This is a genomic window from Nocardioides sp. Leaf285 (assembly GCF_001422955.1).
GTDB classification, from domain to species: domain Bacteria; phylum Actinomycetota; class Actinomycetes; order Propionibacteriales; family Nocardioidaceae; genus Nocardioides; species Nocardioides kribbensis.
The window spans coordinates 1,028,648-1,041,011 of record NZ_LMNH01000003.1; the positions used below are offsets into that span (position 1 = coordinate 1,028,648).

The window sequence follows — 12,364 nt, forward strand, 5'->3', positions numbered from 1 at the left end:
CCGGAAGGCACTCCATGCGCAGCACCATGCAGGACGACCAGCTCACGATCGGCGCGGTGCTGCGGCACGCGACCACCGTGCACCCCGACTCCGAGGTGGTCACCGCCACCGCCGGGGGCACCCGCAGCCGCACCTACGCCGAGCTCGGTGAGCGCGTGGGCCGGCTGGCCAACGCGCTGCGCGCGCTCGGCGTCGAGGGCGACCAGCGCGTGGCGACCTTCCAGTGGAACAACGCCGAGCACCTCGAGGCCTACCTCGCGGTGCCGTCGATGGGGGCCGTGCTGCACACCCTCAACATCCGTCTCTTCCCCGAGCAGCTGGTCTACGTCGCCAACCACGCCGAGGACCAGGTGGTCATCGTCGACGACTCGCTCGTCGGTCTGCTCGCTCCGCACGTCGCGCAGCTGACCACGGTGCGCCACGTGCTCGTGGCCGGCCCCGAGGCCGCCTCGGCCGACCTCGCCTCGCTCGGCGCGGGCGGGGCCGAGGTGCACCTCTACGACGACCTCCTCGCCGCGCAGCCGGCAGCCTTCGACTGGCCGGAGCTCGACGAGCGCGACGCCGCGGCCATGTGCTACACCTCGGGCACCACCGGCAACCCCAAGGGCGTCGTCTACAGCCACCGCTCCGCGTGGCTGCACTCCCAGGCGGTCAACACCGGCAACGCCGCGGGGCTGTCCTTCGAGGACCGGGTGCTGCCCATCGTGCCGATGTTCCACGCCAACGCCTGGGGCCTGGCCTACTCCGCGCTCATGGCCGGGGCGTCGCTGTGCATGCCCGACCGCTGGCTCCAGGCCGAGCCGCTGGTGCGCTTCATCCGCGAGAGCCGCCCCACGGTCTCCGGCGCGGTGCCGACGGTCTGGAACGACGTGCTCGGCCACCTCGACCGGCACGCCGACGTGCGTCTCGACTCGCTGCGGCTCATCCTCTGCGGGGGCTCGGCGGTGCCGGTCTCGCTCCAGCGGGCCCTGCAGGAGCGCCACGGGCTGCTCGTGCGCCAGGCCTGGGGCATGACGGAGACCTCCCCGGTCGCCTCGGCCGGCATCCCGCCCGTGGGCGTCGACGAGGAGCGGGCCTGGGCCTACCGCGGCACCCAGGGGCGGCTGCTCTGCGGCGTCGAGGGGCGCATCGTGGCCGACGACGGCACGGTCCTGCCCCACGACGGCGAGGCCGTCGGGGAGCTGCAGGTGCGCGGGCCGTGGGTGACCGGCGCCTACTACCGGCCGGAGACCGACGAGCAGGCCGACGCGGCCGGGAAGTTCGACGCCGGCTGGCTGCGCACCGGAGACGTCGGCACGATCGACGGCCTCGGCTACATCGCCCTCTCCGACCGCGCGAAGGACGTCATCAAGTCGGGAGGGGAGTGGATCAGCTCGGTCGACCTGGAGAACGCCCTGATGGCCCACGACGCCGTGGTCGAGGCCGCGGTGGTCGGCATCCCCGACGAGAAGTGGCAGGAGCGACCGCTCGCCTCGGTCGTCGTGCGCGAGGGGGCCACGGTGACGCCGGCCGAGCTGCGGGAGTTCCTGTCGGCCGACTTCGCCAAGTGGCAGCTGCCCGACGCCTGGGCCTTCATCGACCAGGTGCCGCGCACCTCGGTCGGCAAGTTCGACAAGAAGGTGCTGCGCCGCCGCTACGCCGACGGGGAGCTCGAGGTCGACCGCTGAGGATCCCCACCACCGCGGAGGCGGTCGCGGCCTCGGTGGCCTGCGCCCGCCGGCTCGGTCTGCCCGCCGACGACCCCGTCGTGGTGGCCGACGGCTACAGCGTGCGGGTGCACCTGCGGCCCGCTCCCGTGCTGACGCGTGTCGTCACGCGGGGGCGGGTGCTGCGGGGCGACCCGCGCCCGTGGATGGAGCGCGAGGTCGCGGTGGCGGCGTACGCCGCGCGGCGCACCGACGTCGTGGTGCCGCCGTGGCACGACCCGGGGCCGCACGAGGTCGACGGCCTCGAGGTGTCGCTGTGGTCCTGGGTGGAGGTGGTCCCCGGCACCGTGGCGCCGCAGGAGGTGGCGCTGAGCCTGCACGCGCTGCACCGGGCGCTGGCCGACTGTCCCGTGCCGCTGCCGCCCCTGGCGGGCCCGCTCGCCGACGTCGACGCGGCCCTGCGCGTCAGCGACGACCCGGTGCTGCACGGCGCCGCCGCCGTGCTCCTGCCCCGGGCGCTGACCTGGCCCCGGCGCCCGCTCCACGGTGACGCCCACGCCGGCAACCTGCTGCCGACCGCCGACGGGCCGCGGTGGACCGACCTCGAGGACGTCTGCGTGGGTCCCGTCGAGTGGGACCTGGCCTCGCGCACCCACGACGAGCGGACCCGTCGGGCCTACCCCGGCCACCTCGACGTCACACGGCTGCAGGAGTGCCGCGACCTGCGCACCCTCCAGGTGCTGGCCGCCGTGCTGCTCGACGACCAGCCCGACGACCAGCCCGGCGACCAGCCCGACGAGGGGCTGCGCGGCAGGCTCGAGGCCGACCTGGCGCCGGTGCTCGCCGCCGCCGGCGCCACCGGGCGCCCGGGGGCCGGGCCTCAGGCTTCGCTGGGCACGTAGTCGGGGTCGGCGGCCGGGGCGTCGGCGGAGACCCCGGAACCGGCCTGGGCGTGGGGCGACCAGTTCTCCAGCTCGGTCATGACCTCACCGTGCTTGTCGACGCAGATGACGACCAGGTCGCCACGGTTGGCCCGGCTCATCGCGTGGCGCACCGCCTCGATCTCGTCGAGCACGACCTCGACCTGCTTGCAGCGGCTGCCCTCGGCCATCGCCGAGCGGACGCCCTCGGTCACCAGGGCCGACACGTCGCCGCGCTCGCGCCCGCGCAGCTGGGCGTCCTCACGCACGATGACGACGTCGAAGTGCTGGGCCGCGATCTCGCCGAGCTCGCGCATATCCTGGTCGCGGCGGTCGCCGGCGGTGGCGATGACGCCGATCCGCGAGGGACGGGCCAGCTCGTGCGAGCCGGCCATCGAGTCGCCGACACGGTCCACGAAGTCGCCGAGCGCACGCATGCCCGGGGCGTTGTGGCAGTAGTCGACGATGACGTTGACGCCGTTGACCTCCACCTCGTTGAGCCGCCCGGGGGAGAGGTAGTAGTTGGTGGAGAAGGTGCGCAGGCCCTGGCGGATGTCGTGCAGGGGAGCGCCGGCGGCGAAGGCCGCGGCCGCGGCGGCCAGCACGTTCTGCACGTTCATGCGCGCGCGGCCGTTGAAGGTCGCCGGCAGCAGGTGGGTCCAGGCCAGCTGCATCTCGCGCGGGCCGTGCTTGACCACGATCATCTCGCCGCGCTCGGAGCTGTTGAGCACCAGCGCCTTGCCGCCACGGCGGCAGTGCGCGTCGATCATGTCGCGCACCTCGCTGCCGGGCTCCTCCATGGAGATCCACACGACCTGGCCCGAGCAGCGCCGGCGCATGTCGCGCACCAGCGGGTCGTCGGCGTTGAGCACCGCGTGGCCGTCGCGGGGCACGGCCTCCACGAGGACCGCCTTGACGTCGGCGAGCTGCTCGACGGTGTCGATGCCGCGCAGGCCGAGGTGGTCGGGCTGCACGTTGAGGACGACCGCGACGTCGTTGCGCTCGTAGCCCAGGCCCTCGCGCAGGATGCCGCCGCGGGCCACCTCGAAGACCGCGAAGTCGACGCGGGGGTTCTGCAGGACCATCCGGGCCGAGCGCGGCCCGGAGGCGTCGGAGCGGATGAGCAGCCGCTCGTCGATGACGACTCCGTCGGTGGAGGTCATGCCGACCTTGCGGCCCATGCCCTTGAAGATGTGGCTGATCATCCGCGAGGTGGTCGTCTTGCCGTTGGTGCCGGTGACGGCCACGATCGGGATCCGCGACTGGGCGCCCGGCGGGAAGAGCATGTCGACCACCGGCTTGGCGATGAACTGCGGCTCCCCGATGGTCGGGTGGGTGTGCATCCGGAAGCCGGGAGCGGCGTTGACCTCGCAGATCGCGCCGCCGGTCTCGCGCACGGGCTCGGTGATGTCGGGGCAGATGAAGTCGATGCCCGCGATGTCGAGGCCGACCATGCGGGCGGCCTCCTCGGCGATCTCGACGTTCTCCGGGTGGGCCTCGAAGGTGCGGTCGATCGAGATGCCGCCGGTGGACATGTTGCCGGTGAGCGCGAGCTTGACCATGGTGCCGGCAGGAGGCACGTCGGACATCTCGAAGCCCTGCTCGCGCACCAGCTCGACCGCGGCGGCGTCGACCTTGATCCGGGTGAGCACCTTCTCGTGACCCACGCCGCGGCGGGGATCGGCGTTGGCGTCGTCGACGAGCTGCTCGACGCTGGAGGTGCCGTCACCGGTGACCGAGGCCGGCACCCGCTCGGCGATGGCCGCGACCTTGCCGTCGATGATGAGGCAGCGGTAGTCCTTGCCGGTGATGAGCGACTCCACGATGAGCACCCCGCGGCGCGACTCGGCGCGCGCGACCTCGTAGGCCTCGCGCACCTCCGCCTCGTCCTGGAGGTCGAGGCAGACGCCCCGGCCGTGGTTGCCGTCGAGCGGCTTGACCACGACGGGGTAGCCGATGCGCTGGGCCGCGCGCACGCACTGCTCGACGGTGCGCACCGACTCCTGCTTGGGCACCGGCAGGCCGGCCGCCCCCAGCAGCGTGGTGGTGAGGTCCTTGTCGCTGGCGATGTCGACGGCGATCGCCGAGGTCGCCGAGGTCATCGTGGCGCGGATCCGCTTGGCGTGGACGCCCTGTCCCAGTTGCACCAGCGAGTACTGGTTGAGCCGGATCCACGGGATGTCGCGGGAGACGGCCTCGTCGAGGATGGCCTGGGTCGACGGCCCGAACGCGGTGCGCTGCGCGCGCCGGATGAACTCCTCCAGGGAGGTGTCCCAGTCGAACTCGGGGTCGGCCTCGACCAGGTGGTTGACCAGCCGCACCGCGAGACGCCCCGCGGCGAGGCCGACCTGCTCGTCGATGTAGCCGTAGACGACGTTGTAGACGCCCGGGCGTCCCTTGACCATCCGGGTCTTGCCGCGGCGTACGTCGTGGCCGACGACCTGCTGCAGCGCCAGGGCGCAGTGCTCGGCGACGTGGCCCAGCCAGGTGCCCTCGTGGAGCCGCTCGACGAAGCCGCCACGGCGACCGCGGGAGCAGGAGTGCTCGCGCAGCCCGGGCAGCATCTGCAGCAGCGTCTCGGTGAACCCCGGCACGGTGTTGGTGGGGAACTTCTCGAGCACCCCGAGGTCGATCACGAGGTGGATCGCCCGGTCGTAGGACCAGACGTTGGCGCCGCGGTAGACCCGCGTCTCGAGGATCGAGAGATCGGGCGTGGGGCGTTCGGTCATGAGGGTGCTCCGTCCTGGCTGCGGTCCGATGCGTGGTCGGTCGACTTCTTGGACTTCTTGGCCTCGCGCGCCTGGCGGCGCTTGAGGGTGGAGGGGGAGGCGTCGCCGGCGGCGATGTCGCGCGCCATCTGGCGCAGGTCCTTGCCGGCCTCGACCAGCTCGGCCTCCTCGGAGGGGTCGACACTGGCGCGCGGGGGCACGAGGGCGCGGGCGGTGAGGTCGAACGCCGCGCCCTCCGGCAGCACGTGCAGCACGACGCCGCTGGCCAGCAGGGGCGCCGAGCGCTTGGCCTCGTAGGCGTTGGTGACGATGTGGGAGCCGTCCATCACGGTGACGGCGCCGCGCCCCAGCACCCGCAGCACGTCGCGGTCGGTGCCCGTGGCCTCGTCGACCTCGTGCTCGACGACGGCCGCGGTGTCCTCGTCGACGCCGATGCCCAGCAGCTGGGGCGACTGCGCCACGATCATCAGCAGGCGGCCGTAGCGGCTGCGCTGCTCGAAGTGCTGGTCGATGACCACCGACTGGAGCAGGCCCAGGCCCGCCGCGACCTGCGTCATCCGCTGCTTGGGCGTCGTGCCGCCCACGCCGAACGCCACCATGTGGCTCGACTGGATGCTGGCGCCGGCCGAGGTGCCGGCCACCACGGTGCCGGCCAGGTGCGCGGCGACGATGGCGTCACCCACCGGGGTGCCGCAGACCATGGAGGACAGCTTGAGCTGGTTGCCGCCGGTCATGAAGATGCCGGTGGCCTTGCCCAGCGCCTCGACCAGGTCGGGGTCCTGGGCCTCCTCGCGCGACTCCGGTCGCACCGTGACGACCTCGGCGGCGCCCTCGCGGCGGAACAGCGCGTCGTAGACCTCGACGACCTCCGGGCCCAGCGAGGAGGCGGTCGGGATCACCGCGATCCGCGCCTCGGGCCCGCCGGCGGCGGCCACGAACTCGCGCAGGATGGTGCGGCGACGCAGCTTGTCCTCGGCACCGCCGATGATCATCAGGGGTCCACGGGGCATGGGCGCAACGCTAGGGCATGCGGTGTTGAGCCCGACCCTCGCGCCTGTCACGCTGGCCCGCGTGACCGACAGCACCCCCCGACGCCTCGTCGTGATGCGCCACGCCCGCGCCGAGCACAGCGGCCCCTCCGACCACGAGCGCCGTCTCACCGACGGCGGCGCCGACGACGCCCGCGCCGCCGGTGCCTGGCTGGCCGGCCTCGGCCTCGACCCCGACCACGTGCTGGTCTCCGCCGCGCTGCGCACCCGCGAGACCTGGGAGGCCGTCGCCGAGGGCGCCGGCTGGGACGACGACGCGACCCACGACGAGGGGCTGTACGCCGCCGGACCCGAGACCGCCCTCGACCTGGTGCGCCAGTCCCCGGCCGACGCACTCACGGTGGTCGTGGTGGGCCACAACCCGACCATGGCCACGCTGGCGCAGCTGCTCGACGACGGCGAGGGCGACGAGGAGGCCAGCAACGACCTGGCCGGTGGCTTCCCGACCTGCGCGGCCGCCGTGCTCGAGGTCGACGACGACTGGGCCGACCTCGAGGAGCAGTCGGCGCGGCTGCTGGCCTTCCACGTGTCCCGGTCCTGAGCCGGGGCCCGGACCCGCCGCACGGACGGCGTCGGCGGGCAGCGGCGCCTCCCGGTGCGGGCTCAGACCGGGGGAGCGGGGGTGACGATGCCGACGGCGGCGTCGGCCGCCTCGACCTCCTCGCGGGTGATGCCGAGCAGGTACATGATGGCGTCGAGGTAGGGCACGTTGACCGCGGTGTCGGCGGCGTCGCGCACCATCGGCTTGGCGTTGTAGGCGATGCCCAGCCCGGCGGCGGCGAGCATGTCGAGGTCGTTGGCCCCGTCGCCGATGGCGATCGTGGAGCCCACGTCGACGCCGACCTCCCCGGCGAACTCCCGCAGCGCCTGCGCCTTGGCGGCCCGGTCGACCACGGCCCCGACGATGCGGCCGGTGAGCCGACCGTCGACGATCTCCAGCTCGTTGGCCCGGGCGAAGTGGATGCCGAGCTCGGCGGCCAGGCGGTCGGTGATCTGGGTGAAGCCGCCGGACACGATCGCGAAGCGGTAGCCGAGCCGGCGCAGCGTGCGCACCATGGTGCGGGCGCCGGGAGCCAGCTCGACGGCCTCGTAGACCTCGGCGAGGGCGGTCTCCGGCACGCCCTCGAGCAGCGCGACCCGGGAGCGCAGCGACTCCTCGAAGTCGAGCTCGCCGCGCATGGCGCGCTCGGTGACCTCCGCCACCTCGGCCTCGCAGCCCGCGTGGGCCGCGATCATCTCGATCACCTCGCCCTGGATGAGGGTGGAGTCGACGTCCATGACGATCAGGCGCATGCCGTGGCGCAGGATGTCGGCCGGCTGCACGGCCACGTCGAAGCCCTCGCGCGAGGCCTCCGTGGCCAGCACGGTGCGCAGGGCCCGCGGGTCGGCGCCCGAGACGTGCAGCTCGATGGCGGTCACGGGGTAGCGCGCCATGCGCTCGATGCGGTCGATGTTGGCCCCGGAGTCGGCGATGCGACCGGCGACGGCGGCCATCGCCGTGGCCCGCAGCGGGGCGCCGATCACCGTGACGTGGACGCGCCCGGAGCGACGCGAGGGGTTGTCGCCGGTGCCCTCCTCGACCTCGACGTCCATGTCGAGGCCCCGCGCGGTCTGCTCGACGGCCTCGCGCAGGCGGCGGGCGTCGCGCGGCACCGTGACGAGCACGCCGAGCACGAGCCGCCCGCGCAGGACGATCTGCTCGACGTCGACGACCTCGACGCCGGCGCGCGAGAGCGTGGAGAAGACCGCCGACGTGACGCCGGGCCGGTCGCGGCCGGTGAGGGTGAGCAGGAGGGTCTCGGGGCGCGTCTGGTCCATGGCGGGCACGAGGCTAGCGGAGCCGCGGCCTCACGCCGGCGGCCAGACCTCCGGTGAGCAGGCCGCCACCAGCGCCCGCCGCCCGGCCCGCTCCAGCGGCGTCAGCGCGTCGCGGCGCGCCTGCGCCTCCGCGGCACTGATCGCCCCGCCGTCGTCGACCAGGGCCAGGTCGACGACCGCCACGGCCTGGAGCCCGCGCGCCGCGAGCTCGACGCAGCGGGCCGGCACGCCGTCGGGCGCGCTCAGCGGAGCCCGGTGGCGCAGGTTCATCAGGTGGTCGGCCACCTCGGGCCGCCAGCGGGCGACCTCGAGCCGGGCCAGGGCATCGGCGGCCGCGAGCAGCTCCTGGCGCAGGGCCCGGTCGGCCTCGCCGACGTCGGGCAGCTGCCGGCGTACGGCACGGTGGGCGACCCAGGTCGTCGCCGCGCCCACGGTGACGGGCACCAGCCCCACGTCGGCGCCCGCGACCACGACGGCCTCGCCGGCCTCGACCGCCTCGGTGTTGAAGCCGGCGGGGCCGCCGAGGCCCACGAGGTCGCCCTCGACCGGGAAGGCCGCCCCGAACGACGTCGCACCCTCGGCCCGCAGCCGGGCCAGGCCGCCCAGCAGCGTCTCGGTGCCGGTGCCGGTGCCGGTGCCGCGCGAGGTGTCGGCCGGAGCCCCCAGGCCGAGGTGGCCCAGGCCCGCCACGGCATGGGTGGCCTCGTCGCCGATGACGGCGTCGAGCAGCAGGTCGGTCACCACCTGGCCGCGCAGCCAGGCGGTGCCCCACCAGGCCAGGCGGGCGGAGACGGGGAGGTCGGTGCTCACGGCGCCCGAGGCTACGCCGGGGCCGGGGAGGCGCACGGATAGGGTGACGCCATGGCTGCAGTGCTGGAGTTCGCCGACGTGACCGTCACCCGCGGCCAGGCCACCCTGCTCGACGCGGTGAGCTGGACGGTGGAGGAGGACGAGCGCTGGGTCGTGCTCGGTCCCAACGGCGCGGGCAAGACCACCCTGCTCCAGGTCGCCTCCGCCCAGATGCATCCCACCACCGGTGTCGCGGGGATCCTCGAGGAGGTGCTCGGCACCGTCGACGTCTTCGAGCTGCGACCGCGCATCGGCCTAACCAGCGCGGCGCTGGCCGAGCGGATCCCGCGCTCGGAGCGCGTCCACGACGTCGTGGTCTCGGCCTCCTACGGCGTGCTCGGGCGCTGGCGCGAGGCCTACGACGAGCTCGACCACCAGCGCGCCACCGACCTGCTCACCGAGCTGGGCGCCACCCACCTGGCCGACCGCACCTTCGGCACCCTGAGCGAGGGCGAGCGCAAGCGGGTCCAGATCGCGCGCTCGCTGATGACCGACCCCGAGCTGCTGCTGCTCGACGAGCCGGCCGCGGGTCTCGACCTCGGCGGCCGGGAGGACCTCGTGTCGACGCTGTCGGTGCTCGCCATGGATCCCGACTCGCCGGCCACGGTGCTGGTCTCCCACCACGTCGAGGAGATCCCGCCGGGCTTCACCCACGCCCTGCTGCTGCGCCAGGGCCGGGTGGTGGAGGCCGGCCTGCTCGAGCACGTGCTCACCGAGGACAACCTGTCCACGGCCTTCGGCATGCCGCTGACCGTGACGACCAGCGACGACGGTCGCTGGGCCGCCCGGCGTCGTACCCGGGCCAGATGAGCCCCGGGTAAAGAGCCCTCCGATAGGGTCGGGCCATGGACTGGCTGAGCGAGCACGCGTGGGCGGCCTGGCTGGGCGTCGCGGCGCTCCTCGGCGTGGCTGAGATGTTCAGCCTCGACCTGGTGCTGCTCATGCTGGCCGTCGGCGCCATCGGCGGTGGCGCCGCAGCCGCCCTCGACGCCCCCGTGGTCGTGCAGGTGCTGGTCGCCGCCGCCACCGCGCTCGGCACGCTCACGCTGGTGCGCCCGCCGCTGGTCAAGAAGCTGCACAGCGGCCCCGAGCTGAGCATGAGCCACGGTCGCCTCGTCGGCACCCAGGGCTTGGTGCTGCAGACCATCTCGGGGCTCCAGCCGGGTCGGGTCAAGCTGGCCGGCGACGAGTGGAGCGCGGCTCCCTACGACGAGACGCTGGTCATCGAGCCCGGCGCCACCGTCGAGGTGCTCGAGATCCGCGGCGCCACGGCCTACGTCCACCCGGTGCCGCAGCTCGACCGCTGAGCGCCGTCCCCGGACGTCACCCCCCGGACGTCCCTCCCCGCAACGCCCCACCCGAGCACAACCCGCCCCGAGCCGAAGGAGCCCCCATGGGTCCCGTACTCCTCGTCCTGCTGGTGGTCGTGCTGCTGCTGGTCGTCGTGATCCTCGCCAAGACCGTGCGCATCGTGCCCCAGGCCCGCGCCGGCATCGTCGAGCGCTTCGGCAAGTACAAGCAGACGCTGCCCGCCGGCCTCAACATCGTCGTGCCCTTCATCGACAAGGTGCGCTACCTCATCGACATGCGCGAGCAGGTCGTGAGCTTCCCGCCGTCGTCGGTGATCACCGAGGACAACCTCACCGTCGACATCGACACCGTCATCTACTTCCAGGTGATCGACCCGGTCGCGGCGACCTACGAGATCGCCAACTACATCCAGGCCGTCGAGCAGATCACCCAGACCACGCTGCGCAACATCGTCGGCGGCATGGACCTCGAGCAGACCCTCACCAGCCGCGACTCGATCAACTCCGGGCTGCGTGGCGTGCTCGACGAGGCCACCGGCAAGTGGGGCATCCGCGTCGGACGGGTCGAGATCAAGAGCATCGACCCGCCGGCCTCCATCAAGGACACGATGGAGAAGCAGATGCGCGCCGACCGCGACAAGCGTGCCGCGATCCTCACCGCCGAGGGCCAGCGCCAGGCCTCCATTCTCACCGCGGAGGGCCAGAAGCAGTCGGCCATCCTCTCGGCCGAGGGCGACCGGGAGTCGCAGATCCTGCGGGCCCAGGCCGACCGCGAGGCCGCGATCCTGCGTGCCCAGGGCGAGGGCCAGGCCATCCAGACGGTCTTCCAGGCCATCCACGACGGGCGGCCCGACCAGTCCCTGCTCGCCTACCAGTACCTCCAGATGATGCCCAAGATCGCCGAGGGCGACGCCAACAAGGTCTGGATCGTGCCGAGCGAGATCGGCAAGGCCCTCGAGGGCCTCGGCTCGACCATGAACGACCTGCGCGGGATCCCGACCGAGGTCGACGGCCCGCTCAAGCGCGTCGACATGGGCCCCAGCGAGCCCCAGGTGCCGACCCCGGCGTCGACGGCGTCGGGCAGCAACCCCGTCGTCCAGGCCGCGATCGCGGAGGCCGACGCCGCCGCGCAGACCGGCAGGCGCGCGGCGCAGCCCACCGACGAGCCCACCGCTCAGACCCCCGGACAGTCGTCCGGCAACCCCGCCGACGTCCCGACCGAGACCCCGGCCGCGCCGGAGGCACCCCCGCTGTCGTGACGCCCTTCGAGCTGGCCGCGATCCTCCTGGCGGGGGTCGCGGCCGGCACCATCAACACCGTCGTCGGCTCCGGCACCCTGGTGACCTTCCCGACCCTGCTCGCCTTCGGCGTGCCGCCCGTGACGGCCAACGTCTCCAACAACATCGGCCTGGTGCCCGGGTCGATCTCCGGGGCCATCGGCTACCGCCGCGAGCTGCGCGGCCAGCGGGCCCGGGCGCTGCGGCTGGGGCTCGCCTCCCTGCTGGGCGGTGCCGCGGGCGCGGTCGCGCTCCTGCTGCTGCCCGAGGACGCGTTCTCGGCCATCGTGCCGGTGCTGATCGCCCTCGGCGTGGTGCTGGTCGTCGTGCAGCCCCTCCTGGCCCGCCGGGTCGCGGCCCGGCACGAGCGCGCCGGCACCGAGCGGCCGGCGCGCGCCCGCTGGGTGTGGCCCGCCGTGCTCGGCACCGGCGTCTACGGCGGCTACTTCGGTGCCGCCCAGGGCGTGCTGCTCATGGGCGTGCTCGGCATCGGCGTCGACGACGGCGTGCAGCGGCTCAACGCGCTCAAGAACGTGCTCGCCGCCATCGTGAACGCCGTGGCCGGGCTGGTCTTCGTCGTCGCCGCCGACGTCGACTGGCGGATCGTGGCCGTGCTCGCCGTGGGCTCGACCATCGGCGGACAGCTCGGCGCGCGGGTCGGGCGTCGGCTGCCCCCGTGGGCGCTGCGCGGCGTCATCGCCGTCGTGGGCGTCGTCGCCCTCGTCGCCCTGCTGCTCGGCTGAGCGTCCCCGGCGTACGGGGAGGG

At 73.8% G+C, this 12,364-nt stretch carries 11 protein-coding genes; 7 read left to right on the top strand and 4 right to left on the bottom strand.

Annotation, left to right across the window (positions count from 1 at the left end; all coding sequences use genetic code 11):
- Positions 1-14 precede the first annotated feature (14 nt).
- On the top strand, positions 15-1,667 hold the full coding sequence (locus tag ASF47_RS13150; protein ID WP_056864369.1) for a fatty acid--CoA ligase: 1,653 nt from the start codon (positions 15-17) through the stop codon (positions 1,665-1,667).
- A 35-nt stretch (positions 1,668-1,702) separates the two neighbouring features.
- A complete protein-coding gene (locus tag ASF47_RS13155) occupies positions 1,703-2,548 on the top strand; it encodes a phosphotransferase (RefSeq protein ID WP_056864370.1) in 846 nt (281 codons plus the stop codon).
- On the opposite strand, the gene cphA is transcribed toward ASF47_RS13155, so the two are convergent.
- Complete coding sequence (gene cphA / locus ASF47_RS13160; protein WP_056864371.1) at positions 2,527-5,295, bottom strand: cyanophycin synthetase; 2,769 nt, start codon at positions 5,293-5,295, stop codon at positions 2,527-2,529. The genes ASF47_RS13155 and cphA overlap by 22 nt on opposite strands.
- Entirely contained in the window at positions 5,292-6,305 is a 1,014-nt protein-coding gene (locus tag ASF47_RS13165; protein WP_056864372.1) for a cyanophycinase, read from the bottom strand. The genes cphA and ASF47_RS13165 overlap by 4 nt, the downstream gene beginning before the upstream one ends.
- A gap of 61 nt (positions 6,306-6,366) precedes the next feature.
- Between ASF47_RS13165 and ASF47_RS13170 the strand changes: the two genes are divergently transcribed.
- Positions 6,367-6,885: a SixA phosphatase family protein gene (locus tag ASF47_RS13170; protein ID WP_235558742.1), complete on the top strand. Its 519-nt coding sequence runs from the start codon at positions 6,367-6,369 to the stop codon at positions 6,883-6,885.
- Positions 6,886-6,947: 62 nt separating this feature from the next.
- On the opposite strand, the gene serB is transcribed toward ASF47_RS13170, so the two are convergent.
- Entirely contained in the window at positions 6,948-8,162 is a 1,215-nt protein-coding gene (gene serB, locus ASF47_RS13175) for a phosphoserine phosphatase SerB (RefSeq protein WP_056864373.1), read from the bottom strand.
- A 30-nt stretch (positions 8,163-8,192) separates the two neighbouring features.
- Positions 8,193-8,972, bottom strand: coding sequence for a hypothetical protein (locus tag ASF47_RS13180; RefSeq protein ID WP_056864668.1), 780 nt, complete (start codon positions 8,970-8,972; stop codon positions 8,193-8,195).
- Positions 8,973-9,023: 51 nt separating this feature from the next.
- Here ASF47_RS13180 and ASF47_RS13185 point away from each other — a divergent pair, with 51 nt between their 5' ends.
- From ASF47_RS13185 to ASF47_RS13200, 4 genes are all read left to right on the top strand, one after another.
- A complete protein-coding gene (locus ASF47_RS13185; protein WP_056864374.1) occupies positions 9,024-9,821 on the top strand; it encodes an ABC transporter ATP-binding protein in 798 nt (265 codons plus the stop codon).
- A 35-nt stretch (positions 9,822-9,856) separates the two neighbouring features.
- A complete protein-coding gene (locus ASF47_RS13190; RefSeq protein WP_056864375.1) occupies positions 9,857-10,318 on the top strand; it encodes an NfeD family protein in 462 nt (153 codons plus the stop codon).
- A gap of 86 nt (positions 10,319-10,404) precedes the next feature.
- Positions 10,405-11,580, top strand: coding sequence for an SPFH domain-containing protein (locus tag ASF47_RS13195; RefSeq protein WP_056864376.1), 1,176 nt, complete (start codon positions 10,405-10,407; stop codon positions 11,578-11,580).
- On the top strand, positions 11,577-12,341 hold the full coding sequence (locus ASF47_RS13200; RefSeq protein ID WP_056864377.1) for a sulfite exporter TauE/SafE family protein: 765 nt from the start codon (positions 11,577-11,579) through the stop codon (positions 12,339-12,341). Before ASF47_RS13195 ends, ASF47_RS13200 begins: the two co-directional genes overlap by 4 nt.
- Positions 12,342-12,364: the final 23 nt, after the last annotated feature.